Source organism: Dactylosporangium sp. NBC_01737, from assembly GCF_035963215.1.
In the GTDB taxonomy this organism is placed as follows: domain Bacteria; phylum Actinomycetota; class Actinomycetes; order Mycobacteriales; family Micromonosporaceae; genus Dactylosporangium.
Genome location: NZ_CP109153.1, coordinates 9,766,080 through 9,789,885 on the forward strand (window position 1 = coordinate 9,766,080; position 23,806 = coordinate 9,789,885).

Genomic DNA, 23,806 nt, shown 5'->3' on the forward strand with positions numbered 1-23,806 from the left:
TTGGTCCTGCGCCATCTCGTGCTTTGTACCTTAACGACGGCACCACGCAGCGAGAACGATGAATACGGCAGGAGCGGACGTGCACGAGGAGAGGTCGGGGTGTCCCTATGAGCGGACCACTGACGGACCGGTCGATCGCGGCCGGGCTGGGTGCCGCGGTCGCGGCGCCGTCCATCCACAACACGCAGCCGTGGCGGTTCCGGATCCGCGACGGCGGGTTCGACGTGCTGGCGGATCACGACAAGGGGCTGGACGTGATCGACCCGCACCGGCGGGCGATGTACCTGAGCCTCGGCGCGGCCGTGTTCAACCTGCGCCTGGCGCTGGCCGGGGCGGGTCACACCCCGCTGCTGGTGCCGGTGCCGGCGGGCGGGGATCAGGTCGCCCGGGTCGAGCTCGGTCCCCGCAGGATGCCCGCGCAGGGCACGCGGCTGCTGGCGGCGGCGATCCCCCGCAGGCGCACCAATCGCCGGCCGTTCCAGGGTGGGCTGGTCCCGGCCGGCACGGTCGAGGAGCTGTGCGCGGCCGCGGCCGGCGCCGGCTCCGCGCTGACCGCCCTGGATCCGTCGGGGCGTAACGCCGTGCTCGGACTGACGTGGACCGCCGACGCGCGGCAGCGCAACGATCCGGCGTACCGGCGGGAGATCATCGCCTGGACGGCGCCGGGCGGTTTCCGGCACGACGGGGTGCCGTTGGAGGCGTTCGGACCGCGGCCGGCGATGTCCGCCGTGGCCGTGCGGGACTTCGGGCTGGCGCTGCCGCCGGACGAGCGGCAGACCGCGCGGTTCGAGGCCGACCCGCAGCTGCTGATGCTGCGCAGCCTCGGCGACGACCGCGCCGCGTGGCTGCGCAGCGGCCAGGCCCTGCAGCGGGTGCTGCTGACGGCCACCGTCCGCGGCGTGGCGGTCCAGCCGATGACCCAGGCCCTGGAGGTGCCGGACCTGCGGCGGACGCTCGCCGACGCGCAGGGCCGCTGGTGGCCGCAGATGATCCTGCGCATCGGGTACGGGCCGGCCGCACCGACCACCCCTCGGCGCCCGGCGTCCGCGTGCCTGGTCCCGCGGCCGTGGCAGCGGCGGGCATAGGGCGGAGCGGCGTGACCCGGCACTTTCCGGTCCCGTGACCCTGCCGATCAGCGGCTACGCGCATACCATCGATAGATGTCAGCGGGCACGACGCGACGGCGTCGGTCGCGTCGACGTCGCGCCGCTGCCTCGATGAGCCTCCGGCCGCCCCGCGCCGTGCCCGACCTGCCCGGCACAGGCTGCCGCCCGCAAGGAGGTCCACGTCATGACCACCACCGTCGTCGGCGTCGACGGCTCGCCCGACAGTGACCTCGCCGTCGAGTGGGCCGCCGCCGACGCCGCCCGGCGGCACCGGCCGCTGCACATCGTGCACGCGTACCTGTCCCCGTTCGTCGCCGCGCAGGTCGCGGTACCCACGTCCGGAGGCTTCGAGCCGGTGCTGCGCGCGGCGGCGGAGGGTACCCTCGGCGCGGCCGTCGCCAGGGCCAGTTCCGTCGCCGCGGGACTCGACATCACCACCGACATGCCGGCCGGTGAGGCGCCGGCGGCGCTGCTGGATGCGGCACGGCGCGCGGCGCTGCTCGTCGTCGGCTGCGGTCACGCCGCGATGGCCGGGCTGCTGCCCGGTTCGGTGAGCCGGGCCGCCGTCCACCACGCCGCGTGCTCCGTCGCGGTCGTCAAGTAGCGCACGCGCCGCGGCCCGGCCGGACGGGACCATCGGCCCTTCCGGCGCGGACCGTCGTGGACGACTGTGGAGGATGTGCCGCCGTCGCACCGTGAAGGAGGTCGTCATGACCACCATCCACCGGCCGGTGATCGTGGGCGTGGACGGATCGCCGGCCGCGTTCGGCGCCGTGCGCTGGGCCGCCGACGCCGCGGTCCGTCTCGGCCGGCCGCTGCGCATCACGCACGTGCTCGGTGTCCCCGGGCCCGCCGAGGAGATCACGGACGAGCAGGGCCTGGTGCTGGACGCCGCGGTCGAGGCCCGGCACTGGTACCCGGGACTGCACGTGACGACGTCGACCTGGTACGGGCATCCCGTCTCGGTGCTGCGTGAGCAGTCCAGGCACGCGGAGCTGGTCGTCGTCGGCAGCCGCGGTCACGGCGGCTTCCACGCGCTGCTGGTCGGCTCCGTCGGGGTGCACCTCGCCGGGTACGCGCACTGCCCCGTCCTGGTCGTGCACCACGCCGAACGCTGGGCCGGCCCGGAGTCCCCGCTGCCGTCGCATCAGCCGATCGTCGTCGGCGCGGACGGCTCGGCCGGCGGCCAGCAGGCCCTGGAGGTGGCGTTCCGCGAGGCGTCCGCGCGCCGGGTGCCGCTGGTCGCGGTGCGGGCGTGGCAGCAGCCGGTGAGCCGGCTCGCCCGCCGCGTCGACCCGGACAGGGTCGCGGCCGACCTCGCCGCCGACCTCGAACGGTTGCGGGCCAAGGACCCCGCGGTCGAGCTGCGGTCGCGGGTGGTCCAGGGCGCGCCGGTGCCGGTCCTGCTCGCCGAGTCGCGCGACGCGCTGATGATCGTGCTCGGCGCCCGGGGGCACGGCGGCTTCGCCGGCCTGCGAATCGGTGCGGTCAGCCAGCACGTGCTCGAACACGCCGACACCGCCGTGCTCGTCACCAGGTACTGAAGGGAAACCCGATGCGACCCACCGACATCGTCGTCGGCACCGACGGCTCGACGGCCGGCACGTACGCGGTCCGCTGGGCCGCTCATCAGGCGGCACGCACCGGCGCGCGGCTGCGGATCGTCTGCGTCTACCACTGGCACCTGCCCGGCCCGGGCACGTCGGCGTCCCAGCTGGACGCGGCCGCCCGCGAGCAGGCCGCCGCCGTCGCCGCCACAGCGGTCGCCGACGCCCGGGGCGTCCGGCCCGCCATCGACGTCCAGGGCTCCGCGGTCCTCGGCATGCCGACCGAGGCGCTGCTCACCGAGGCGGGCACGGCGGCGCTGCTCGTCGTCGGCTCGCACGGCCGGGGCGCGCTCGCATCGGCGCTGCTGGGTTCGGTCGGCCTGGACATGGCCACCAACGCCGCCTGCCCCGTCGCCGTCGTGCGGGGGCGCGCGCACACCGCGATCGGGCCGGTGGTCGCCGGCATCGACGACACACCGGCGAGTGACCGGGTGCTCGCGACCGCGTTCGACGAGGCGTACCGCCGTGGCTGCGGCCTCGTCGCGGTGCGGACCGTCGGGGCGGACGCGCACGCCGCGGCGCCGGTGCCGGCGGCGGCCGCCACCACCGGCCTGCGGACCCTCGTCGCGGTCGAGGTCACCGAGGCCGTGGCCCGCATGCAGGGGCGGTACCCGACGGTGCCGGTGGAGGTCGAGCTCGCCACCGGCAACGCGGCGGACGTCCTCGTGGCCGCGTCGCGCAGCGCGCAACTGCTCGTGCTGGACGGGCACGGGCATCTCGGCGTCCTCGGGCCGGCGCTCGATCCGGTCACCCAGCATCTGTTGCAGCGCTCCGACTGCCCGGTCCTCGTGCTGCGCGATGCCTGAGGCGATCCGCGCCGATCCCGCGCCGATCCCGGGCCGAAGGTCCCGCCGGTCCGGACCCTGTGCCCCTGCCGTGCCGAGGGGCACCGTCGCACGCTGAACTCGGATGCTTCCGAAGGAGGATGCGATGGACGCGCAGCGGATCGTCGTGGGATACGACGGGTCGATCGGGGCCCGCGACGCGGTCGGCTGGGCCGCCGCCGAGGCCGAGCGGACAGGGTCTCGGCTGCACATCGTGTACGCCTACCTCCTGGCCTGGCCCGGCGCCGAGTACGACGGCCCGGTCGCGCAGATGACGGCCGAGGCGCAGGAGCGCGGCGACCGCCTGGTCGCCGAGATCGTCGAGCAGGTCCGCCGGCGGGGCACCGGCATCCAGGTCGTCGGCACGGCCCTGCACGCGGCACCCGCACCGGCCCTGATCGACCTCGGCGACACCGGCGCCGGCCTGATCGTCGTCGGGAACCGCGGTGGCGGCGGGATCACCAACCTGCTCGTCGGGTCGGTCAGCCAGCAGGTTGCCACGCACGCCCACGCACCCGTCGTCGTGGTGCGCGGTCGGCACGACGCCGTCGACGGCCCGGTCGTCGCCGGTGCCGACGGCTCCGCCAGCTCGCACGCCGCGCTGGGCATCGCGTTCGAGACGGCCCGGCTGCGCGGCACCGGCGTGCTCGCCGTGCGCGCCTACGTCCCGCCCGCGGTCACCGCACTGCCGGCCGGCGTGATCGAGGCGTCCGAACGCCGGGCGCTGGACGCCTCGGTGACCGGGTGGAAGGAGAAGTACCCCTCCGTCAAGGTGGAGACGCTGCTCGTGAACGGCCGGACGGCCGAGGTGCTCGTCGGCGCCTCGCGCACCGCCCAGCTGATCGTGGTCGGCAGCCGCGGACACGGCGGCTTCACCGGGCTGCTCCTGGGCTCCGTCGGCCAGCAGCTCATGCACCACGCCGAATGCCCGGTGCTGATCGTGCACGCGCCGAAGCCCTCCTGACCCCGGTGCCGGGCGTCACCGCCCTGCGGGACGCGGACACGGGCGGGTGCTGCTCGAGCTCGTGTCGGCGCCCCTGGTCCGAAGCCGGCGTTGCGGTCAGCCGATGAACTGTGGCAGGTCGCGGCGGATCGACCGGCCCATGCCCTCGCGTCTGGCCTGCTTGGCGAACCCGTCCGGCGGCACGACCAGGACCGGGCACGCGGCGTGCGCGGCGCAGTACCGTGCCACGGGCGGGTGGAACAGCCGGCGCAGCGAACGCACCTGCGAGCTGCCGACGACCAGCAGGTCCTCTTCCCTGTCGGCGTACTGGACGAGGGCCTTGCCGGGCGGTCCGAGCACCGTGCCGAGGACCAGGTCGAGGTCGGCGGGTGCGCCGCCCATGGCGTCGGCGAACGCGGCCACGGTCGACTCGTACACCGCGTACTCCTGCTCGTCGTAGCCGGCCATCCCGCCGCGTCCCTTGGGACGGAAGGTCCACGCTCGCAGCGCATGCAGCTCGGCGTGCCGCAGCTGGGCCTGCGCCACCGCGAGCCGCAGCGCACGCAGGCCGGCCATCGACCCGTCGACCCCGACCACCACGCGCGTGGATGTCCGCATGATCCTGTCCCTTCGCCCGGCGTCGCACGTGCCACCGGCCGGTGGCGTCATGACGTTATGCCGCCGTGGCCGTCGGCCGTCAGTGCCTGACGACCCGTCCGGCGGTGACGGTGGTCCCGTCCGGATGGGGCATGTGACCCTACCCGGCGTCAGGCCAGGCCGGGTTGGCTGGGAAGCAGACGCCACCACACCACGCGGAGGTGAGCTCAATGATCACCGCACACGATCTGCTCGTCGCGCATCCGTTCATGGCCGGGGTACCGGACCGGTTCCTGGACCGCATGGCGCACTACTCGCACCGCGTCACGTTCCATGCCGGCACCCGCATCTTCAACGAGGGCGGCCGGGCCGACCGGTTCTGGCTCATCCGCGACGGCCTCGTCAACCTCGACACGCACCTGCCCGGCCGGGGCGACATCGTGCTGGAGACCATCGGTCCCGGGCAGGTGCTGGGCTGGTCGTGGTTGTTCCCGCCTTACCGCTGGCACTTCGGCGCCACGGCCGGCAGCCCCGTCCTCGCGATCAGCTTCGACGGCGCGGGCATCCGTGCCATGTGCGCCGCGGAACCGGAGCTCGGCTACGAGCTGACCAGGCGGCTCATCGAGGTGGTGGTCGAACGCATGCAGGCGACCCGCATGCGGATGCTCGAACTGTACGGCGAAACACCGTGATCGCCACGGCGACGGCCGCCTGACACGCCCGGGGCTCAGCCGCGCGCCGGACGGCGGGTGATCACCTGGTGATGGCTCGCCGGCCGCGGACACCGTCGACGAGAGCGACGCCGCCGGCGGCGAAGGCAACCTGCAACGCCAGCTCGATCCAGTCGATGCCGCGGGTGTCGGCCACGCCGATCATGGTGGCGACGAGCGTGCCCAGCAGCGCGGCGACGACGCCGACCACGAGGGTGAGCAAGAACCCGATCTGTTGCCGGCCCGGTAGGACGAGCCGCCCCAGCACGCCGATGACCAAGCCGATGATCAGAGCGGTGAAGATCCCGGAGATTTCCATGTTCGCGCATCCCTTCTGAGGGTCCACGATCCAGTCCTCGGCGGCCCGGGTGTCACGGCGCGATCAGCGCCCGCATCGCAACGGCCGTCGCTGCAATGGTATTGCGGCCACGCCCAGCCGCCCTCGGTGACAGTCCCTACGGACCGCCCTGACGTACAGGCATCCGGCCGGACGACACGTGGATGCCGGTCGAGGCCATATCGCCCATGGTCGCGCCGCAGCGTCGCGATGTCCCGGGCCGAACGGCCCGCCGGTGGCGGACCTTCCGGCACCGGCACCCGCCGCCGGCACGCTGAGCGTCGTCTCCGCCGTCGGTGCCGGCCCGTCCCCGGTCGCCGGCCGTCGCCGCGGGCACCTGGCGGACGAGGCGCCGTCATGCGGCCGCGCCCAGGTGCTCCCGCAGACCGGCCCACTCCTGTGCCATGCCGGCCACCACGACCGGCAGGTCCGGGACGCGGTCCCGGTCGGCGAGCACACTGACGACGAGCCGGCCGGCGTAGGAGACGGCCAGGAAGGTGATGGTCAGGTTGCCCGCGATGGCACCGACGGGCACCAGATCGAGCACCGGCGCGCCGAGCATCCGGATCGGCGCGGGCGGGCCGGGGACGTTGCTCTCGACGAAGTTGATCAGGTGCTGGGACCGGCTCAACCGCCGGGCCAGCCCGGTGCGGGCCACGACGGCCATGAAGTGCTGCTGCATGACGGCCGGCTGGTCCTGCTTGGCCCGCCTGGTCCCGGCCGTCACGGCACGCAGCCGCTCGGCCGGATCCGCACCGTGCAACGGCAGGCGGATCACGAAACTGCCGTTGTGGTTGCCGTCGGCGGAGCGCCGGTCCGTGCCACGCAGCGACACGGCGACGGCGACCCGCAACTCGACGCCGTCGACCGGCTCGCCTCTGGACCGCAGCAGGCCGCGCAGCCCACCACCGGCCAGGGTCACGAGCACGTCGTTGACCTTGCCGCCGGCGGCGTGGGCGACGGCCTTCGCCTCAGCCAGATCCAGGCGGACGACCCCCAACCGCCGCCCCGGACCGATCGGCGCGTTCAGCGAAGTCCGCGGCGCCGCCCAACCCTGCCGCAGGATCTGCCAGGCGCCCCGCAGCGTCCGCCGCAACGGCGGCCGCCCGGCGGTGCGACGCACGCGCCGGCCGGTTCGGCCCTGGAACCGCTGCACCACCAGGTCACGTCGGCGCGGCGGCGGCACCGGTGCCCACGGCGGCACGCCCGGCCCGCCGGCCGGCGGGTCGAGCAGCGCGCCGATCAGGCGCATCGCCGCGACGCCGTCGCCGACCGCATGGTGCAGCTTGACCACGACCGCCAGCCGCTGATCGGGCAGGCCGGTCACGACCCACAGCTGCCACAGCGGCCGCGAGCGGTCCAGCAACGTCCGCATCAGCGCCTCGGTCAACCGCAGGAGCTCATCCTCACCGCCAGGTGGATCGACCGCCGCCTGCGCGACGTGACGCTCGACCGCGAACACGGGGTCGTCCACCCACAGCGGGCGTCCGGCCAGCGGGCCCGGCCGGTACACCTTCTTGCGCAGCTTCGGCGCGGCGTCGAGGCCGGCAGCGATGCGGGCCTTGATCCCGGCCAGGTCGAGCCGCCCGCCCGCGTCCAGCAACGAGCGGCCATCGAGCACTGCCACCATCCCGACATGCATCGGGGTGTCCGGCGCCTCGACCGTCAGGTTGGTCAGATCGAAGGCGCTGAGCCGATCGATCGCACCGGGTCCGCCAGTCATGTGCTCCACGATGCCGGGCCGGGTCGGCGGTGGGCAGGGGCGAAGGTCCCACGCCTGCCGGCGCCCGCAGCAGGATCGGCGGGATCGGCCGGGACTTTCGCCTCTGGGCCAGCCGGGCGCGGCAGCGGACGCTGGCATCTCGTGGCCGCGCGGATTCCCGCATCCCGCGTCGACGTGCTGCATGACACCGGCCTGGCGGACGCCGCCGACCGCAGGGTCGGCGGATACTCCCGCGGCATGCATGAGCCTCTGGCACCTCGAATGGCTGCGCCTGACCCGGACCCGCCGGCTGGTCGCGCTGCTGGGCGTGTACGTGTTCTTCGGCCTCACCGGGCCGCTGACCGCGCGGTACCTCAGCGAGATCCTCGGCTCGTTGAACACCGACGGCGTACGCGTCGAGCTGCCCGACCCCACACCGGCCGACGGGATCGCCCAGTTCGCCGGCAACGCCTCCCAGATCGGCGTGCTCGTGGTCGTCCTGATCGCCGCGTCCGCACTCGCCTTCGACGCGCGCCGGGAGATGGCGGTGTTCCTGCGCACCCGCATCACCGGTGTACGGGCAGTCATCATCCCGGCGTACGCGGTCACCACCGGCGCGGCCGTGGCGGCGCTACTGCTCGGCACGCTCGCCGCCTGGTACGAGACCGGCGTCCTGCTGGGTCCGCTGCCGGTGGCGCGGATGCTGGCCGGGATCGGGTTCGGCGCGGTGTTCCTCGCCTTCGCGGTCGCGGCGGTCGCGCTGGCCGCCGCCGCCGTCGTCCGCGGTGTTCTCGCCGCCGGTGGTGTCACGCTGGCCGTCCTGCTGGCCATGGCGATCCTCGGTGGCATCGGTGGCCTCGGGCGGTGGCTGCCGACCACACTCGCCGGCGCGCCGGCCGGTCTTGTCGACGGCACGGCGCCCGGCTTCTACCTGCCGGCGACCGCCGTCACCGTCGCGGGCACGGCGGCCGCCCTCGCCGGTGCGATCGTCCTCGGCGGGCGCCGCGAGCTATGACCCAGGCCGTGGTCACGGGCGCGGGACGGCGTGCGGCGTGCCGCACCGGCCGCCGGCCCGGTGCCGCGATGCGCGCCGTGTCACGGTGGCCCTGGCGTCCTCGCCCACGACGGTCGCGTTCACCGCTTCACGAGGACGTCCTCGTCCCGCTCGCGGCGGGGAGATCGATGACGAACCGGGCGCCGTGGCCCGGGCTGCCGGAGATCTCGAGGCGTCCACGGTGGGCCTGGACGACCTCGTTGACGAGTGCAAGGCCGAGGCCGAAGCGGCGGCCCTCGCGGTCGGCGTGGCCGCTGCCGCGGGCGAAACGACGCATCAGGTCGCCCGCTCCGGAAGGATCGAGGCCGTCGCCGTCGTCGGTGACCGCGACACGGACCCGCCCGGCGCCGCCGTGCGCGCCGACGGTGACGCTGCCCCCCGCGTCGACGTGGGCCAGCGCGTTGTCGACGAGCGCCGCAAGGGCCCTGCGCAGTGAGGACCGCACACCGTGCACCATGAGCTCACCGTCGCCCGTGTCCGCGGCGAGGGTGACGCCCCGGCGTTCGGCGTACGGGCCGACGGACGTGACCAGGTCCCGGACCAGGTCACCGGCGTCGACCGGGACACCCGCCGCCGGCCGGTGCTGCAGCTCCGCCGACAGCAGCAGATCCTCGACGACCTCGCCGAGGGCGCGGGTGTCGGTCGTCAACCGTGCGACGTCCGCGCGCAAGCGATCGTCGGCGAGGTCACCGGCGCGGGCGAGCCGGCGCTGAATCAGCTCGGCGCGGGTGTGCAGCACCGCCAGTGGCGTGCGCAACTCGTGGCTCGCGTCGGCGACGAAGCGCCGCTGCAGGTCCAGCGCCCGGCCCAGCGGCTGCACCGCGCGGCGCCCGAGCAGCAGTCCGGCCACACCCGCGACGGCGATGCCGACCAGTCCGCCGAGCAGCAGCGATCCGACGAGCCGCTCCCCCGACTCCTCCCGGCTGGTCACGTCGAGCAGCCCGACGGTCCGGCTGCCGTCGGGCCGGTCGACCGCATACGTCTCGTACTCGCGGCCGGCGACCCTGGCGTTGCCCCGCCCGGCCCGCAGCTGCCCCAGGTCCAGCCGGGACACCGCGTCGGGCACCGCGGGGCCGGAGCGCACCGCGCCGGACGCGTCGCGGCGCAGCAGCACCACACCGTCCGAACCGATCAGCTGCGGGCCGGCGGATTCGGTGACCGTGCGGACGATGCGTTCCTCGTCGTGGTGCTCGGCCCGCACGGTGAGCGAGTAGGCCAGGACGCTGACGAGCATCACGGTCGCGGCGACCGCGGCGGCGACCTGCGCCGCGATGCCGATCGCCGCACGGCGGACCATCCGGGCGTCGGGTGCGCCGTTCATGCCGGGCCGATCTGGTAGCCGAGCCCATGGACGGTGCGGACCACGTCGCGGCCGAGCTTGCGCCGCAGGTAGTGCACGTAGGTGTCCACGACACCGGGGCTCTCGGCCGCGTCGAACACCAGCGACCGCAGGTCGTCGCGGCTGAACACCTGCCGCGGCCGGGTGGCCAGCGTGCGCAGCAGGGCACACTCGCGTTCCGAGAGCGTCACCGCCCGCCCGGTGCGGTCGCGGACCTGCCTGGCGCCCAGATCCAGCCACCGGTCCCCGATCGCGAGCCGGTCCGCGTGCTCCTGATGGCGGCGGCGCAGCGCCCGCAGCCGGGCGAACAGTTCCGTGAGGTCGAACGGCTTCACGAGGTAGTCCTCCGCGCCCGCGTCGAGCCCCTCCACCCGGTCGGCGACCGCACCGCGCGCCGTCAGCAGCAGCGCCGCGGTCGTGACGCCCCGCGCCCGCAGCTTGCGCAGCAGGTCCAGGCCGTCGACCGCCGGCAGGCCACGGTCGAGCACGATGACGTCGTAGCGCCGGGTGAGGCCGAGGTGCAGCCCTGACTGCCCGTCTCCGGCCCGGTCGACCCGGTACCCCTCGTCGGTCAGCACCTCGACCAGCATGTCGGACAGTTCCCGTTCGTCCTCGACGAGGAGCAGCGCGGGCGCGGTGTCGTCGGCGGGGGGCATGCTCCAAGCCTGGCACGGCGCCGGCTAAGAAACCTCGAAGATCGCGCTGTCAGGGTGGTGCACATGCCCGACTTCAATGGACTCCCGCTGCACCCGCTCGTCGTGCACGCGGTGGTGGTGCTGCTGCCCCTGGCCGTGCTCGGCGCCGCCGCGCTCGCGATCCGCCCGGCGCTCGCCGACCGGTTCGGCGCGCTGATCGTCGGCGTCGCCGTGCTCGCGACGGTCGCCATCCCGATCGCCACCAGCAGCGGGGAGGACCTGGAGCACCGCGTCGGCGATCCCGGTGCGCACGCCGAGCTCGGTGACACCCTCATCTGGTTCGCCCTGCCCTTGCTCGCGGTCATCGTGGCCATGGTCTGGGCACGCCTGCGCGCAGGAGCCCGCCGTTCTGCCACCGGCCCGGTGGGGCGCGGCGCGACCGGTGTCGCGCTGTCGGTGCTCGCGCTGGTCATCGCCGCGGCGAACCTCGTGCAGGTCTACCGGGTCGGCGACTCCGGCGCCCGCGCGGTGTGGGACCGCACACCGGCCGCGTCGACCCGCGGCCCGGGACGCTGACCGGCCCGCCAGGTCGCCTGCCGCCACGGGCCGCCCCGGCGGCGTCTGCCAGATCTCCGATACCCCCCACGGTATTCGCGGAAGGTTCCGGATCTGTCGGGGAAGAGGTCCTGATCGGAACGGGACCCTCGGCGTTGACCGACGCGGGCTACCTCACGCCAGCGAGAGGAAGAGCTTCTCGAGCCGCGCCACGTCGACGGTGGGGTCCTCGCCGTTCTCCTCGGCGGTGACACACTGCCGAAGTCCGGTGGCGATGATTTTGAAGCCGGCCCGGTCCAGGGCCTTGGACACCGCGGCCAGCTGCGTGACGACGTCAGCGCAGTCGCGACCGTCCTCCAGCATCGCGATCACGCCGCGGATCTGCCCCTCGGCGCGGCGCAGCCGTTTGATCACGTCGCCGAGTGCGTCGCCGTCGATCTGCATGCTGTCGTTCCCTTCGTTGCGGCTCTTCAAGATACCCCCGGGGGCACCCGCGGCGCCGTGAGGGCCGTGGTGGGGGCCGATCGACCGGGCCGAGCAGCGCAGCACCGCGGACGCGGTCCGCGACCTGCTCGACCAGTTGCACGACTGACATCCGCAGCGACCCGCGAGGCCCACGGGCGCCGAACTGTTCACCCGCCACGCGACGGCATGGTGATGGTGGAGCGGTCCGCCGTCCCCCACGACCGCTCCACGCTCGACGCTGACGCGCCGCTGCATTGAACGCCGGCCCGACCGGCTCCCGCGGACAGGACCGACGGCTCTGCACGCCGACGCCGCGCGGGGCGATGGTGGACTGGAGGAAGACGTGGACAAGGAGGGCACCATGCATTGCCGTTCCGCCGGCTGGCTCATGGCCGAGTTCGGCGTCGCGTTCGTGGCCGGCGTGATCGGGGCGATGGTCGCGGCACACCGGCACGCCACCCCGGCTGCCGGAAAGCGCCGCGTCGTCGGCGCACCCGACCGGGTGGCGGCGAAGGAGCTGCAACCGGCCCTCTGAGCTGCCGACCGTCAGCGCACCGGCCCGGACCTTGAACGCGGGACGATCGGCCCGCGCCCACCGGGCGCACCGGCCCTGCCGATCTTGCCGCCGGAGTGCGGCTGGGCGTCAAGGTCCCGGCGCTGGTGCCGCTGGGCAGCGGCCTGCTGATCACCGCCGGGCTGCTCGTTCTCGTCGGGTTGGCGCTGGTGTACGCCGGAGCCTCCGGCCTGGGCCGGCACCACGGAAGGCCGCCGACGCGAAGGGCGGGCCCGACGACGCCGATGGGACCGGCGGGCACGGCCTCGGTGGACCCGCCGGTTGACGCACCGTTCACGGCGGCATCCGGGTCGGGCCCGTGACCGGGTGCCCGCACCGCTGAACGAGCCGCCCGTGCAGCCCCGCCGGGCGGCTCGTTCAGGTCCGGCTGCGAGACGGGCGACGCCGCTCAGCCGGTCATGACGGAGTAGAGGAACCCCACGATGACCAGGATGCCGATCACGCTGATGAGGATCAGCGCGCCCGAACCCGGTACCCGGGTGTCGTCGTCGTCGTTGTCGTCGTTATCCATGGTTGCTCCAGTTCGGTCGTCACTGCGCCGCACGGCAGGGTCGACGTGCTTCGGCCCTGGCGCAGGCGGCATCGACGCAGGTCGTCAGCGAAGTGGGCACGGCCGGGTGTGACCGGGCCTCAGTGTCGGGCGGCGTGTCGGTGCGCGGTCACGCGAAACGGCGCGGCGGCGCCCGGCCGGCAACCGCCAGGGCCCACCAGCGCCTCAGCAACCGCGCGTGGCGGCGCACGGGCGGGACCCGCCGCGCCGGGGACGGCTGGTCGACATGGGGGCGTGCGGCAGGCGGGCGGACGCCTTCAAGCCACCGCCAGCACAGCAGGCCCGCCGCGGCACCGACGCACACGTGGACCGCGATCCCGGCGAGGAGCAGCAGCGCCGGGGACGGCCGTGCCGGGCCGTCCGGGCCGTAGTGCACGCGGTCGATCCCGACGAACGCGATGGTCGACAGGGCGCTGGCCCACATCACGGCCGCCCGGGTGGCGCCGCGACGGCCGGCCGCGGCAACGGCGGCGACCAGCGAGACCAGGAACAGACCAGCGAGACCAGGAACAGGGATCCGACCACCAGGGCGGCCGCGGCCGCCCGGTCGTGGACGTGCGGCACCGCGGCACCGATGCCGTGCGCGGTGTCGTGGGAGTGGGCGAGCAGCCGTCCGGTCAGCAGCTGGGCGCCGAGACAGCCGAGTCCACCGGCGGCCAACGCCGGCGCCGCGCGCAAGCACCGCATGACGCTGCGGACGTGCCTGCCGGTCGCCGTCACACGTCGCCCTTCAGCTTCGCCCCGTCGAGCACTCATCGTAGCCGGTAACTGAAGGCTCGCCCCCGCCGTGGCACGGCCGACGCAGGCCTGGAGCCCCGGGCCGTGGTGGGCGCCGCTACTGTCGCGGCCCGCCGGCCGGCCCGGGCCAGCCGGGGTGACCTGGCGCAGGCCCGAGGCGGAGACGAGGAGCGCGGCGTGACTGCCGAGGGCCTCCAACCAGTGCAGTGAACGCGGGCCGCGGGCCACGGCGGCGGTGGCGTAGACGTCGGCCCACAGCAGATCCGGTCCGGTGACGACACGGCATCCGCGCCCGGCCGCGACGGCGCCCGGCATCGCCGTCGTCTCCCGACCGCCGTCGTTAGACTCAGGGTCCGGACCGCCAACTGGGTGCGGCGTCCGACGGGAGGTCGGCTTGGTTCTGCGCGATCCGTCCAACAGCGTCGGCACCCTGCTGCGCCATCTGCACCTGGGCGGCCCGGTCTCGCGGGCCGAACTGGCCGAGCGGATGGGGCTGAACCGCAGCACGATCCTGGCCGCGACGGCCGAGATGACCGCCGCCGGCCTGGTCCGTGAGCAGACCCCGGCGGATACCGGCCGGCGGGGCCGCCCGTCGCTCGTGGTCCGGCCCGAGCCCGGCCGGGCCCACGTGCTGGCCTTCGATGTTGCCGTCGACCGGGTGGCCGCGGCCCGCGTCGACCTGGGCGGCACGATCGCCGACCGGCACGAAGCCGTCCGGCCCCGGGCCGGCGCCGACCTGGATCGGGTGGTGGAGGCGCTGACCCGGTTCGGTCGCCAGCTGCACCGCTCGGCCCCGGCCGGCTCGACGTGCGTCGGCCTCGGCGCCTCGTACTGCGGCATGATCCGGCCGGGCGACGGCATGGTCCGCTTCGGTCCCGAGCTGGGCTGGGTCGACCAGGCCTTCGGCGCGGAGCTCGGCCACCGTCTCGGTCTCGGCCGGCCGGTGATCGTCGGTAACGAGGCCCACCTCGGGGCGCAGGCCGAGCAGCGCCGCGGCGCCGGCCGGGGGCTACGGAACCTGGTGTACCTGCACGGCGACGTCGGGGTGGGCGGCGGCATCATCGTCGGTGGCACGTTGCTGGACGGGGACGGCGGCTACGGCTGCGAGGTCGGCCATATGGTCATCAACCCGTACGACGGGCGCGCCTGCGGTTGCGGGTCACGCGGATGCTTCGAGGCCGAGGTCGGCGAACGGGCATTGCTGGACAACGCGGGCCGCCCGGCGGACGAGTTCGGCCGGGACGCGGTCCGGGCGGTCGTCGACGACGCCGTGCGGGGCGACCCGCGGGCGGGCGACGCGGTCCGCCTCATCGGCGACTGGCTCGGCATCGGCGTGGCCAACCTCATCAACCTGTTCAACCCCGCCATGGTCATCTTCGGCGGGATGCTGCGGGACCTCTACCCGGCCGCGGCAGCCACGGTCCAGCGCCGCATCGCGACCAACGTCCTGCCGGTGGCCCGCGAACGGATCCGGCTGCGCATATCCGAGCTCGGTGACGATGCCACCCTCATCGGCGCGGCCGAACTCGGCTTCGAGGAACTCCTGACCGATCCGCTGGGCACCCTCGCCCGGACCGGGGACCGCACCGGCGACCGCCCCCGGGACCACTCCCGGCGGTAGGCCCGCACCAAGGGCGGCCGCCGGCAACGGGCTGCCGCGACGTGTGCCGAATCGGCCCGGTGGGCGGCGCCGTGCAGAACTTCCTCATGGCCGGTCAGCCGGTCAGAGCGGTGAACGACTCCGGGCCGAACCGGCCCCACGCCACGAAGGCGGCCAGGACCAGATAGACCAGGTCGGCCGCGATCGTCTTCCGCTCACCACGGCGCAGGCGCATGGCTACGGCGCAGGCGAACAGCAACGCCACACAGGTGGCGGTGATCGGCACGAGTACCGGCGCGATGTCGAGCACGGCGGGCAGGATCAGTCCCGCCGCGGCCAGGATCTCCACGGTGCCGATGGCGCGCAGGGCGCCGGGGCTGAAGTCCAGCAGCCATTGCGCGGCGGTACCGCCGACAGCGGCTATCTTCTCCCGGGGCACGAACATCTTGGAGGTGCTGCCGAGCAGGATCGTCGCCAGCAGGCCGGCCACGATCCACAGCCACACGTTGAGGTCCATTGAGTGCTCCTTACTGCTTGCCGTCGGGCCGACGGGCGCGGTTGAACGCGCGGGAGACCGCCCACGCGTCCGCGACCGGCCCCAGGTGCCCGAGCTTGTCGGGGTTGACCACGACGCGGATCGCCTGGATCCGGCCGTCGAGGATGTCCAGGGACAGGGCGTTGACCGGCCGCTCGTCGCGGTCCGACAGGATGGCGCCCGGCTGGCCGTTCACCTGCTGCGGTTGCACGACGGCGCCGATGCGGGCCAGCGGTTCCGCGACCGCCGCGAGCACCCGGGCCACGTTGTCGGCACCGTGGATGGTCCTGGGCAGACGCGGCGCCTTGCCACCGCTGTCGCTGGTCATCTGCACGTCGGCGGCGAGCAGATCCCGCAGCGCCTCGATGTCGCCCTCCCGGAACGCCTCGAAGAACCGCTCGGCGAGCTGCTCGCGCTCCCTGCGGCTGGCCTCGAACCGGGGCCGGCCCGCCTCCATGTGACGGCGCGCCCGCACCGCCAGCTGGCGGCACGCCGCCTCCGAACGGCCCACCGCCGAGGCGATCTCATCGAAGCCGAAGGCGAAGACCTCCCGAAGCACGAAAACCGCGCGTTCCAGAGGGCTGAGCCGCTCCAGCAGCAACAGGGCCGCCATCGACACCGAGTCGGCCAGCTCGGCGGACCGGGCCGGGTCCTCGTACGGGTCGACCAGCAGCGGCTCCGGCAGCCACGGCCCGACGTACGTCTCCCGTCGCACACGCGCCGAGCGCAGCACGTTGATCGAAATACGCGTGACCACGGTCGACAGGAACGCCCTGGTCGACGCGGGCTGCGCCGGATGGGCCTGGAAGCCGAGCCAGGTCTCCTGGACCGCGTCCTCGGCCTCGGCCACGCTGCCCAGAATCCGGTAGGCGATCGCGAACAGCAGCGGCCGCAGATCCTCGAACTCCTCCGCCCGGGTCACGCCGGTTCCCCCTTCGCACTGGTCCGTCCGGTCTCCACCACCTGAGTCAAGACAGCCCGGCATCCTGTGACATGTGATGGTCCCGCCCACTCCTGGGACCAGGCACCGCCGTCCCCGCAGGACCGCCGCCGGCCGGGCACCCCCAGGTGGCGCTGCAGCTCGTGGCGTCAGACGGTGACCGATTGGCGGTGCAGGCGGATCTGCCACACGTCGGGGCCGTCCTGCAGCCACTGGATGTCGAGCTCGCCCGGGTGTTGCGCCTCGATCTCGGCCAGCAGCGGCAGGGGCGCGTGCGGGGCGATGAGCACCAGGGCACCATCGGCGGGCAAGGCGTCGACCGCGGCGAGGACCCGGGCGTGGCGATCGTCGTGGGGCAGGCCACGCACGTCGACACGGGTGTCGAGGCTCAGCACCGGCGCCGGCGCGTCGGCCTGTCCCCGGTCGCCGCCGCACCCGCAGCCGCCACCTCCGCAGCGGCCGGGGGTGTCCTCGGCGCCGAGCAGGGTGTGCATACCGGCGAGCAGGCCGGACAGATCGATCTGCGGGGCGTCGAGCAGCAGCGGCAGGATGAGGTTGTTCTCCTTGGCCAGGTGCACCTCGAACACTGCGGCAAGCGCACGTGCGGCTGCCGCGGCGTCGACCGCGGCGTCGGCGGTGTCCAGCTCCGCCACCAGTGCGGTGATCGCCTCGTGTTCGGCGAGCATGCCGTCCACCAGCAGGCGTCCGCCGGGCTGGTCGGCGGCGGCCGGATACAGGGCCGCCTCCTCCGCGGTGGCATGGGGCAGCAGCTCTGCGCGCAGCCATTCCAGCACTGTCTGCCGTTCACGTCGCCACAGCGGGCTGGTCCCCCGGGCGGCGGCACGAAGGGCCGTGACGTAGCGGCTCAGGTCGGCGGCGAGTTGCGTGTGGTGAGCCACGACTGCCGTGGCGGCGGCGTGGTCGGCGTCCGATTGTGACATGGCACCCTCTCCCGAGTTTTCTTGTCGTTTGACGTTGTAACGTTAACCCTCGTGAAAACTGTGCGGCCAGGCCCTACGGGAGAGACGATCGACACGCCCCAGCACCGGGCCCTCGGTTCACCGAGCCGGGTGGCGATCCTGCGGCTGATCCGCGCCGCCGACGCCGGCCTGACCGGCGCCGAGGTGGTGGAGCGCACCGCGCTGCATCCCTCGACGGTGCGGGCCCACCTGGAGCGGCTGGTCGAGGCCGGGCTACTGGTCAAGGCGCGGGCCAGCGGCGGCGCGCCGGGCCGGCCGGCCTGGCGCTACCGGTCCGCCGCGCCGGACCCCGCCCCGCTCCGTACCGGGCGCTCGCCGGCGCGTTCCTGGACCACCTCGCCGGCACCGGCGGCGGTGCCACGGCGACCGTGGCCGCGGGCCAGGCGTGGGGCCGCCGGCTGGCCTCCACGGCGTCCTCCGGTGAGCCGGTGGCGGCGGCCATGGAGGTGCTCACGCAACTGGGGTTCGATCCACACACCGCGCATCAGCCGGACGACGCGCAACCGTCCGGCGATGCTGTCGTAGAGGTCCATCTGCGGGCCTGCCCGTTCCTGGATCTGGTCGGCCGGCATCCGGACATCATGTGCGGCCTGCACGCCGGGATGATCAGCGGAGTGCTGCACGCCGCCGGCGCCCCGGACGGGCATGCCGTCCTGGAGCCGTTCGCCGCGCCGAACGCCTGCGTCGTGCGGCTCGACGTCGCGAACCGGCGCGTGCCGGACGGCCGGCGATGACACGCTCCGGCCAGGTCGGTGCCGGCCTGCGGATACCGCTGCTCGCTGCGGGCGGCATCGCCCTGCTCGCCGGCCTGTATGCCGCGTTGCTGCTGCTCGGCTTCCGCCTGCCGATGCTCCGCCCGGCCCTGGCCGACGTGCACGGCCCCGTGATGGTCCTGGGCTTCGCCGGGACCCTCATCGCCCTGGAGCGTGCCGTCGCGCTCGGCGCCCGCTGGGCCCTGGCCGCGCCCGGCGCTGCCGGCGCCGGTGGTCTCACCCTGATCGTGGCCGGGCCTGGCCTGCCCGGCAAGCTGCTGCTGGCCACCGGCGGGGTCTTGCTGCTGGCCGTCTACCGCGCGTTGTGGCGTCGCCAGCCCGGCACGGCACTGCTGGCCCAGGCCGCCGGCGCATTCAGCTGGTACGCCGCCACCCTGCTGTGGCTGGCCGGCCTGCCGATCCCCGACCTGGTGCCGTGGCTGGCCGCCTTCCTCATCGCGACCATCGCCGGGGAACGCCTCGAACTGGCCCACGTCGCCCTCACCGGTCCCCGCCCGCAGCGCTGGTTCCTCGCCGCGCTCGCCGCCCTGATCGCCGGTGCCACGGCGGCGACCCTGTGGCCCACCGTCGGCGCGCACCTGTTCGGTCTGGGGGTGCTCGCCGTCGTGGCCTGGCTGGCCGTGTTCGACGTGGCCCGGCACACCATCCACGCCCGCGGCCTGCCCCGCTACGTCGCCGCCGGGCTGCTCACCGGGTACGCCTGGCTGGCCTTCGCCGGACTCCTGTGGACCGGCGCCGGCCAGACAGCGGCGGGCGCCCGCTACGACGCCACCGCGCACGCGGTGTTCCTCGGGTTCACCATGTCGATGATCTTCGCCCATGCGCCGGTGATCCTGCCCGCGGTGCTGCGCCGCCCGTTGCCGTACCGGCCCGTGCTGTACGCCCCGCTGCTGCTGTTGCACGGGTCCCTGCTGGTTCGCGTCATCCTCGGTGACGGTGCCGGTTGGGAGGCGGTGTGGCGGTGGGCCGGTGCCGCCAACGTCGCCGCCGTACTCGCCTTTCTCGCCTGCGCCGTCGTCCTCGTCGTGTACGGGCGCCGCCGGCCGGTGCGGCCTCACCCGTCGCGGCCCGGATCACGGCACGTCGCGGCCGGCGCGGGAGGGACACGGTGAGCGCCACACCGGACCCGGACCCGCCGACCGGGCGGGCCCGCTGGCACCGTCGCAGCAGCCTGCCGCCGCTGGGCTACCTGACCGGGGTCGTCGCGGTCAGCCTCGCCCACCCGCTGCTGCCGCAGTACCGGTGGCTCGCCATCCACCTGCTGCTGCTCGGCGCGGTCAGCAACGCGATCGTCATCTGGAGCGCCCACTTCACCGCCGCCGTCCTGCGGGCCCCGGCCCCGGTCAGCCGCCGCGGCGAGACCATCCGTCTCACCGTGCTCAACGTCGGCGTGCCGGCGGTGCTGGCCGGCGCGGCGCTTGACCTGCCCTGGGTCGGCGTCGCCGGCGCCGCCGCGGTGTTCGCCGCGATCTGCGCCCACCTGCACTGGCTGTACGCCCGGATCCGCGCGGCGTTGCCGGCCCGGTTCGCCGTCACCGTGCACTACTACGTGGCCGCGGCGGTCGCGCTCCTGGCCGGTGTTCCGGTCGGCGCGTGGATGCTCGTCACCGACGACACCGCACGGCCCCGGCTGATCCTGTTCCACGCCCACGTCAACCTGCTCGGCTGGGTCACCCTCACCGTGCTGGGCACCGTACTCACGCTGTGGCCGACGATCCTGCGCACCCGCATGGCCGACGGCGCGGTCGCGGCCGCCCGCACCGCCCTGCCCGTCGCGATCACCGGGCTGACCGTGCTCGCCGTCGGGGTCCTCGCCTGGTGGCCGGTTCTTGCCGTCGGGGGCCTCGCGCTCACCGCCGTCGCGGTCGTGATCGTCATGAGGCCCGCGGTGCGGGTGGCCGTGCACAAGCCCCCGGCGTCGTTCGCCGCCTGGTCACTCGCGGCCGCCGGCGGATGGCTGCTCGTCGCACTCGCCGCCGACGCCACCACCCTCGCTGCCGCCACGGATCCGGCCGACGCGGCCGACCGGTTCGGCGGTGTGCTGGTGCCACTCCTCGTGGGCTTCGCCGCCCAGACACTGCTCGGCGCTCTGACCCATCTGCTGCCCGTGGCACTCGGCGGCGGTCCCAGCCGCGTCCGCACGGCCATCGCCGTCCTGGAACGGCACGGCGCGCAGCGGGTGGTCATGGCCAACCTCGCGCTGCTGGCGTGCCTGCTGCCGGTCCCGGCCTACGTGCGGATCACCACCACACTGCTCGTCCTCGCCGCGCTGGTGCAGTTCCTGATCCCCGCCGCCCGGCTCGTCCTCGCCAGGAGACCACTCGTGACCAGCCCCACCGGCCCGGCGCCGGACCTACCACCGGACACCCCGACCGGCGCCGCACGCGCGACCACCGCAGCGTCGCCACAGGCACCGGCACGATCGCTCAGCGGTGTCGCGACCGGCACGGCCCTCGTCCTGCTCGCCGTCCTCGTCGGTGTCGCCGCCCAACGCACGACCGACCCCGCCGCGGCACCGGAAGCCGCCGCGGTCGATGTGCCGGCCACCGGGCACACCACCACCGTCCGTGTCACCGCCGAGGGCATGCGCTTCCACCCAGACCGCATCACCGTCCCGGCCGGGGACCGCCTCATCATCGAGCTGACCAACCACGACAGCCGCCGCCACGACCTCGTCCTGGCCAGCGGCGCCAAGACCGGCACCGTCGGGCGCAACGCGTCGGCCCGCCTCGACGCCGGCATCATCGGCGGCACCGTCGAAGGGTGGTGCTCCCTGCCCGGCCACCGGCAAGCCGGCATGACCGTCACCGTCACCGGCGGCACGGCCGGCGCCCACGACCACGGCGCCGCGCCCGGCACGACGGCGCCCGGGAAGGCCGCACCGCACATCGACCCGATGGCCGACCCCGGTCCGGCGTTCACCGCCCGCGACGCCACCGCCCCCACCACGGGCACCGACCGGATCCACCGGTTCGAACTGCACGCGCAGGAGGTGATCCGCGAGGTCGCACCCGGTGTACGGCAGCAGCTGTGGACGTTCAACGGCACCGCCCCCGGCCCAACCCTGCGCGGCAGGATCGGCGACACGTTCGACATCACCCTCGTCAACGACGGCAGCATCGACCACGGCATCGACTTCCACGCCGGCGCCCTCGCCCCCGACACCCCGATGCGCCCCATCGATCCCGGCCAGCGCCTCACCTACCGGTTCACCGCCACCAGAGCCGGCATCTGGATGTACCACTGCTCGACCATGCCCATGCTGCTGCACATCGGCAACGGCATGTACGGCGCCGTCATCATCGACCCACCCGACCTCGCCCCCGCCGACCGCGAATACGTCCTCGTGCAGTCCGAGCTCTACCTCGGCCCCGACGGCCAGACCGGCGACCTGGCCAAGATGCAGGCCGAGCAGCCCGACGCCGTCGTGTTCAACGGCTACCCCGCCCAGTACGCCCATCGGCCACTGACCGCAACCGCAGGGCAACGAGTACGGATCTGGGTCCTCGACGCCGGCCCCAACCGCAGCAGCGGCTTCCACATCGTCGGTGCCCAGTTCGACACCGTCTACCGCGAGGGCCACTACCAGCTGCGACCCGGTGACCCCGGCGGCGCTCAGATCCTCGATCTCGGCCCGGCCGGCGGCGGGTTCATCGAAACCGTCCTGCCGGAGGCCGGCCACTACCCGTTCGTCTCCCACATCATGGTCGACGCCGAGCGCGGCGCCCGCGGCGTCCTCGACGTCCAAGGGCGGGCATCATGATCCCAGGAACAGCCACCGGGCCGCAGCCCGCACCGGCTGCCGGCGCCGGGCCCGGGCGGGCGGCGTCACCGCGCCGGCGGGCCGTTCGCCGGTTCATCCCGCCGCAGCACGGGGCCTGGGCCATGCTGCTGCTGCCCTGGCTCGCCGGGGTCCTCTCCGCCGGGTTCCGCTGGCCGCACCTGCCGCTGCTGATCGCCTGGCTCAGCGGTTACCTGCTCAGCTACTACCTGCTGCTGGCAGTCAAGACCCGCCGACCCGGCCGGGTCCGCACCCAACTGACGGCCTACGCGATACCGACCGTGCTGCTCGGCGGGCTCGTCGTCGCGGCTGTGCCGGACCTGCTGTGGTATGCCCCCTGCTACGTGCCGCTCCTGGTGGTCAACGTCGTCTACGCCGCTCGCCGCGACGAACGCGCGCTGCTCAACGACCTCGCTTCCGTCACGCAAAGCTGCCTGATGGTGTTCGTCTGCGCCACCATCGCCCACGTCCCACCCGCCGACGTCACGACCGTCTTCATCGCCCTGCTTGCCTACTTCACCGGCACCGTGCTGTACGTCAAGACGATGATCCGGGAACGCGACAGCATCGGCTACCGCCGCGCATCCGTCGCGTTCCATCTCCTCGCGGCGGCGGGGATGCTGTGGCTCGAACCGCTCATCGGCGCCGTGTTCGTGGTGCTGCTGGCCCGCGCCTGGGTCTTGCCGGGACGCCGGCTCAAGCCGGTGCGCGTCGGCGTCATCGAGATCGGCGCCTCATTGCTCGTCCTCGTCACCGCAACCATCAGCTGACGCTCGGCTGGAGGCGCCCTGCCGGGACCTACGTCCCGGACGCGGCGGACGTCTGGAGCGTGTTGGCGATCTGGTGCGCCCAGCCGCACACCTCGCCCGGGTCGGGCTCGAGCGCGTGCGGCGCCCACGGCAGCGCGGGCGCGGCCGTGGCCAGGAACGGCCGGTGATCCAGCGGCGTGACGGCGGCCTCCACCAGGCCGATGTCGATGGCGTGCTCCGGCGTCAGCGCGTCGCCCGGCGAGGCGTTGGAGAACAGCCAGACCGGGACTTCGCACAGCCGCTGCTGCTGGGCGACGGCGAAGCGGACGGCGCGGCGCAGCCAGTGCCCGGCGCGGGCCGTGCTGCCGAGGACGACGGCCTCGAAGTCCCCTGCGTCGGCGTCGGCGGCCTCGACGGGGCGTACCACGCTTTCGAAGCCGTGCAGGATCAGGGTGTCGCCGATGAGGCGTGCCGTGTCCGCCCCGGCGCCGTCGTCGTCGGCGTAGGTGATCAGGATGCGCATGACGCTGCCTTTCAGCCGATCGCGGCGACCGCATTGCGGCCGACCTCAGGGTTCACGTCGACGGTAGATGCGCCCGCACGTGGCCCGGCAGGGCCGATGGACCTGCGCCGGCAGGGCCTGGTCCTGCCACAGCCCATGCACCGGTGGCGCTCGTTCGGCGCAGCTTCAGCAGCAGGTCGGCCCCGGGCA

Annotated in this window: 27 protein-coding genes and 1 pseudogene; 15 read left to right on the forward strand and 13 right to left on the reverse strand. The window is 74.2% G+C overall.

Annotation, left to right across the window (positions count from 1 at the left end; translation table 11 throughout):
* The first annotated feature begins 107 nt into the window (after positions 1–107).
* The 5 genes from OHA72_RS44780 (at position 108) to OHA72_RS44800 (ending at position 4,501) form a co-directional block, all read left to right on the forward strand.
* Positions 108–1,085: an Acg family FMN-binding oxidoreductase gene (locus tag OHA72_RS44780; RefSeq protein ID WP_327002194.1), complete on the forward strand. Its 978-nt coding sequence runs from the start codon at positions 108–110 to the stop codon at positions 1,083–1,085.
* A gap of 205 nt (positions 1,086–1,290) precedes the next feature.
* The gene (locus OHA72_RS44785; protein ID WP_327002195.1) at positions 1,291–1,710 is read left to right on the forward strand and encodes a universal stress protein; all 420 of its coding nucleotides are present in this window, start codon (positions 1,291–1,293) and stop codon (positions 1,708–1,710) included.
* A gap of 106 nt (positions 1,711–1,816) precedes the next feature.
* Positions 1,817–2,650 carry a universal stress protein gene (locus tag OHA72_RS44790; RefSeq protein ID WP_327002196.1) on the forward strand — a complete coding sequence of 278 codons (834 nt, stop codon included), beginning with the start codon at positions 1,817–1,819 and terminating at the stop codon, positions 2,648–2,650.
* An 11-nt stretch (positions 2,651–2,661) separates the two neighbouring features.
* Entirely contained in the window at positions 2,662–3,519 is an 858-nt protein-coding gene (locus tag OHA72_RS44795; RefSeq protein WP_327002197.1) for a universal stress protein, read from the forward strand.
* Between the two features lie 124 nt (positions 3,520–3,643).
* Positions 3,644–4,501 (forward strand): universal stress protein, encoded by an 858-nt coding sequence (locus OHA72_RS44800; RefSeq protein WP_327002198.1) that lies wholly within the window; start codon positions 3,644–3,646, stop codon positions 4,499–4,501.
* A 96-nt stretch (positions 4,502–4,597) separates the two neighbouring features.
* Here the strand turns inward: OHA72_RS44800 and OHA72_RS44805 are convergent, their stop codons facing one another.
* Complete coding sequence (locus OHA72_RS44805) at positions 4,598–5,098, reverse strand: universal stress protein (protein ID WP_327002199.1); 501 nt, start codon at positions 5,096–5,098, stop codon at positions 4,598–4,600.
* A gap of 209 nt (positions 5,099–5,307) precedes the next feature.
* Between OHA72_RS44805 and OHA72_RS44810 the strand changes: the two genes are divergently transcribed.
* Positions 5,308–5,769, forward strand: coding sequence for a Crp/Fnr family transcriptional regulator (locus OHA72_RS44810; RefSeq protein ID WP_327002200.1), 462 nt, complete (start codon positions 5,308–5,310; stop codon positions 5,767–5,769).
* A 61-nt stretch (positions 5,770–5,830) separates the two neighbouring features.
* On the opposite strand, the gene OHA72_RS44815 is transcribed toward OHA72_RS44810, so the two are convergent.
* Together OHA72_RS44815 and OHA72_RS44820 are read right to left on the reverse strand one after the other, a co-directional pair.
* Complete coding sequence (locus tag OHA72_RS44815) at positions 5,831–6,106, reverse strand: GlsB/YeaQ/YmgE family stress response membrane protein (RefSeq protein WP_327002201.1); 276 nt, start codon at positions 6,104–6,106, stop codon at positions 5,831–5,833.
* 373 nt (positions 6,107–6,479) lie between these two features.
* Positions 6,480–7,847 (reverse strand): wax ester/triacylglycerol synthase family O-acyltransferase, encoded by a 1,368-nt coding sequence (locus OHA72_RS44820; protein WP_327002202.1) that lies wholly within the window; start codon positions 7,845–7,847, stop codon positions 6,480–6,482.
* Between the two features lie 241 nt (positions 7,848–8,088).
* On the opposite strand from OHA72_RS44820, the gene OHA72_RS44825 reads away from it, so the two are divergent.
* On the forward strand, positions 8,089–8,841 hold the full coding sequence (locus tag OHA72_RS44825; protein WP_327002203.1) for a hypothetical protein: 753 nt from the start codon (positions 8,089–8,091) through the stop codon (positions 8,839–8,841).
* 127 nt (positions 8,842–8,968) lie between these two features.
* Here OHA72_RS44825 and OHA72_RS44830 read toward each other — a convergent pair whose 3' ends face one another.
* Positions 8,969–10,201: a sensor histidine kinase gene (locus OHA72_RS44830; RefSeq protein ID WP_327002204.1), complete on the reverse strand. Its 1,233-nt coding sequence runs from the start codon at positions 10,199–10,201 to the stop codon at positions 8,969–8,971.
* The gene (locus tag OHA72_RS44835; protein WP_327002205.1) at positions 10,198–10,875 is read right to left on the reverse strand and encodes a response regulator transcription factor; all 678 of its coding nucleotides are present in this window, start codon (positions 10,873–10,875) and stop codon (positions 10,198–10,200) included. Before OHA72_RS44835 ends, OHA72_RS44830 begins: the two co-directional genes overlap by 4 nt.
* Before the next feature lie 63 nt (positions 10,876–10,938).
* On the opposite strand from OHA72_RS44835, the gene OHA72_RS44840 reads away from it, so the two are divergent.
* Positions 10,939–11,430, forward strand: a complete 492-nt coding sequence (locus OHA72_RS44840; protein WP_327002206.1) for a DUF2231 domain-containing protein — start codon at positions 10,939–10,941, stop codon at positions 11,428–11,430.
* Between the two features lie 153 nt (positions 11,431–11,583).
* On the opposite strand, the gene OHA72_RS44845 is transcribed toward OHA72_RS44840, so the two are convergent.
* Complete coding sequence (locus OHA72_RS44845; protein WP_327002207.1) at positions 11,584–11,853, reverse strand: metal-sensitive transcriptional regulator; 270 nt, start codon at positions 11,851–11,853, stop codon at positions 11,584–11,586.
* 382 nt (positions 11,854–12,235) lie between these two features.
* Here OHA72_RS44845 and OHA72_RS44850 point away from each other — a divergent pair, with 382 nt between their 5' ends.
* Positions 12,236–12,409, forward strand: coding sequence for a hypothetical protein (locus OHA72_RS44850; protein WP_327002208.1), 174 nt, complete (start codon positions 12,236–12,238; stop codon positions 12,407–12,409).
* 95 nt (positions 12,410–12,504) lie between these two features.
* Positions 12,505–12,750: a hypothetical protein gene (locus OHA72_RS44855; protein WP_327002209.1), complete on the forward strand. Its 246-nt coding sequence runs from the start codon at positions 12,505–12,507 to the stop codon at positions 12,748–12,750.
* A gap of 86 nt (positions 12,751–12,836) precedes the next feature.
* Here the strand turns inward: OHA72_RS44855 and OHA72_RS44860 are convergent, their stop codons facing one another.
* The 3 genes from OHA72_RS44860 to OHA72_RS44870 form a co-directional block, all read right to left on the reverse strand.
* Positions 12,837–12,959 (reverse strand): hypothetical protein, encoded by a 123-nt coding sequence (locus tag OHA72_RS44860; protein WP_327002210.1) that lies wholly within the window; start codon positions 12,957–12,959, stop codon positions 12,837–12,839.
* 148 nt (positions 12,960–13,107) lie between these two features.
* A complete protein-coding gene (locus OHA72_RS44865) occupies positions 13,108–13,425 on the reverse strand; it encodes a hypothetical protein (protein WP_327002211.1) in 318 nt (105 codons plus the stop codon).
* Positions 13,422–13,676 (reverse strand): hypothetical protein, encoded by a 255-nt coding sequence (locus OHA72_RS44870; RefSeq protein WP_327002212.1) that lies wholly within the window; start codon positions 13,674–13,676, stop codon positions 13,422–13,424. The genes OHA72_RS44865 and OHA72_RS44870 overlap by 4 nt, the downstream gene beginning before the upstream one ends.
* A 460-nt stretch (positions 13,677–14,136) precedes the next feature.
* Here OHA72_RS44870 and OHA72_RS44875 point away from each other — a divergent pair, with 460 nt between their 5' ends.
* The gene (locus OHA72_RS44875) at positions 14,137–15,357 is read left to right on the forward strand and encodes an ROK family transcriptional regulator (RefSeq protein ID WP_327011777.1); all 1,221 of its coding nucleotides are present in this window, start codon (positions 14,137–14,139) and stop codon (positions 15,355–15,357) included.
* Positions 15,358–15,451: 94 nt separating this feature from the next.
* Here OHA72_RS44875 and OHA72_RS44880 read toward each other — a convergent pair whose 3' ends face one another.
* From OHA72_RS44880 to OHA72_RS44890, 3 genes are all read right to left on the reverse strand, one after another.
* Positions 15,452–15,853, reverse strand: a complete 402-nt coding sequence (locus OHA72_RS44880; RefSeq protein ID WP_327002213.1) for a DoxX family protein — start codon at positions 15,851–15,853, stop codon at positions 15,452–15,454.
* A gap of 10 nt (positions 15,854–15,863) precedes the next feature.
* Positions 15,864–16,793, reverse strand: coding sequence for an RNA polymerase sigma-70 factor (locus OHA72_RS44885; RefSeq protein ID WP_327002214.1), 930 nt, complete (start codon positions 16,791–16,793; stop codon positions 15,864–15,866).
* 167 nt (positions 16,794–16,960) lie between these two features.
* Positions 16,961–17,752 (reverse strand): DUF2249 domain-containing protein, encoded by a 792-nt coding sequence (locus OHA72_RS44890; RefSeq protein WP_327002215.1) that lies wholly within the window; start codon positions 17,750–17,752, stop codon positions 16,961–16,963.
* Positions 17,753–17,812: 60 nt separating this feature from the next.
* On the opposite strand from OHA72_RS44890, the pseudogene OHA72_RS44895 reads away from it, so the two are divergent.
* From OHA72_RS44895 to OHA72_RS44910, 4 genes and pseudogenes are all read left to right on the forward strand, one after another.
* Positions 17,813–18,525, forward strand: a pseudogene (locus OHA72_RS44895) (helix-turn-helix transcriptional regulator).
* The gene (locus OHA72_RS44900) at positions 18,522–19,676 is read left to right on the forward strand and encodes a DUF8744 domain-containing protein (RefSeq protein ID WP_327002216.1); all 1,155 of its coding nucleotides are present in this window, start codon (positions 18,522–18,524) and stop codon (positions 19,674–19,676) included. The pseudogene OHA72_RS44895 and the gene OHA72_RS44900 overlap by 4 nt, the downstream one beginning before the upstream one ends.
* A complete protein-coding gene (locus tag OHA72_RS44905; protein ID WP_327002217.1) occupies positions 19,673–22,327 on the forward strand; it encodes a multicopper oxidase domain-containing protein in 2,655 nt (884 codons plus the stop codon). Before OHA72_RS44900 ends, OHA72_RS44905 begins: the two co-directional genes overlap by 4 nt.
* Positions 22,324–23,115 (forward strand): YwiC-like family protein, encoded by a 792-nt coding sequence (locus OHA72_RS44910; protein ID WP_327002218.1) that lies wholly within the window; start codon positions 22,324–22,326, stop codon positions 23,113–23,115. The genes OHA72_RS44905 and OHA72_RS44910 overlap by 4 nt, the downstream gene beginning before the upstream one ends.
* Before the next feature lie 28 nt (positions 23,116–23,143).
* Here OHA72_RS44910 and OHA72_RS44915 read toward each other — a convergent pair whose 3' ends face one another.
* On the reverse strand, positions 23,144–23,617 hold the full coding sequence (locus OHA72_RS44915) for a flavodoxin domain-containing protein (RefSeq protein WP_327002219.1): 474 nt from the start codon (positions 23,615–23,617) through the stop codon (positions 23,144–23,146).
* Between the last annotated feature and the right edge of the window lie 189 nt (positions 23,618–23,806).

Excerpts from the sequence above, each read along its gene's own strand:
- OHA72_RS44815 (WP_327002201.1), bottom strand. The coding sequence starts at position 6,106 with ATGGAAATCTCCGGGATCTTCACCGCTCTGATCATCGGCTTGGTCATC.
- OHA72_RS44880 (WP_327002213.1), bottom strand. The coding sequence starts at position 15,853 with ATGGACCTCAACGTGTGGCTGTGGATCGTGGCCGGCCTGCTGGCGACG.
- OHA72_RS44845 (WP_327002207.1), bottom strand. The coding sequence starts at position 11,853 with ATGCAGATCGACGGCGACGCACTCGGCGACGTGATCAAACGGCTGCGC.
- OHA72_RS44780 (WP_327002194.1), top strand. The coding sequence starts at position 108 with ATGAGCGGACCACTGACGGACCGGTCGATCGCGGCCGGGCTGGGTGCC.
- OHA72_RS44915 (WP_327002219.1), bottom strand. The coding sequence starts at position 23,617 with ATGCGCATCCTGATCACCTACGCCGACGACGACGGCGCCGGGGCGGAC.
- OHA72_RS44840 (WP_327002206.1), top strand. The coding sequence starts at position 10,939 with ATGCCCGACTTCAATGGACTCCCGCTGCACCCGCTCGTCGTGCACGCG.
- OHA72_RS44790 (WP_327002196.1), top strand. The coding sequence starts at position 1,817 with ATGACCACCATCCACCGGCCGGTGATCGTGGGCGTGGACGGATCGCCG.
- OHA72_RS44825 (WP_327002203.1), top strand. The coding sequence starts at position 8,089 with ATGAGCCTCTGGCACCTCGAATGGCTGCGCCTGACCCGGACCCGCCGG.
- OHA72_RS44810 (WP_327002200.1), top strand. The coding sequence starts at position 5,308 with ATGATCACCGCACACGATCTGCTCGTCGCGCATCCGTTCATGGCCGGG.
- OHA72_RS44830 (WP_327002204.1), bottom strand. The coding sequence starts at position 10,201 with ATGAACGGCGCACCCGACGCCCGGATGGTCCGCCGTGCGGCGATCGGC.
- OHA72_RS44910 (WP_327002218.1), top strand. The coding sequence starts at position 22,324 with ATGATCCCAGGAACAGCCACCGGGCCGCAGCCCGCACCGGCTGCCGGC.
- OHA72_RS44800 (WP_327002198.1), top strand. The coding sequence starts at position 3,644 with ATGGACGCGCAGCGGATCGTCGTGGGATACGACGGGTCGATCGGGGCC.
- OHA72_RS44890 (WP_327002215.1), bottom strand. The coding sequence starts at position 17,752 with ATGTCACAATCGGACGCCGACCACGCCGCCGCCACGGCAGTCGTGGCT.
- OHA72_RS44785 (WP_327002195.1), top strand. The coding sequence starts at position 1,291 with ATGACCACCACCGTCGTCGGCGTCGACGGCTCGCCCGACAGTGACCTC.
- OHA72_RS44900 (WP_327002216.1), top strand. The coding sequence starts at position 18,522 with ATGACACGCTCCGGCCAGGTCGGTGCCGGCCTGCGGATACCGCTGCTC.
- OHA72_RS44820 (WP_327002202.1), bottom strand. The coding sequence starts at position 7,847 with ATGACTGGCGGACCCGGTGCGATCGATCGGCTCAGCGCCTTCGATCTG.
- OHA72_RS44850 (WP_327002208.1), top strand. The coding sequence starts at position 12,236 with ATGCATTGCCGTTCCGCCGGCTGGCTCATGGCCGAGTTCGGCGTCGCG.
- OHA72_RS44795 (WP_327002197.1), top strand. The coding sequence starts at position 2,662 with ATGCGACCCACCGACATCGTCGTCGGCACCGACGGCTCGACGGCCGGC.
- OHA72_RS44860 (WP_327002210.1), bottom strand. The coding sequence starts at position 12,959 with ATGGATAACGACGACAACGACGACGACGACACCCGGGTACCGGGTTCG.
- OHA72_RS44805 (WP_327002199.1), bottom strand. The coding sequence starts at position 5,098 with ATGCGGACATCCACGCGCGTGGTGGTCGGGGTCGACGGGTCGATGGCC.
- OHA72_RS44835 (WP_327002205.1), bottom strand. The coding sequence starts at position 10,875 with ATGCCCCCCGCCGACGACACCGCGCCCGCGCTGCTCCTCGTCGAGGAC.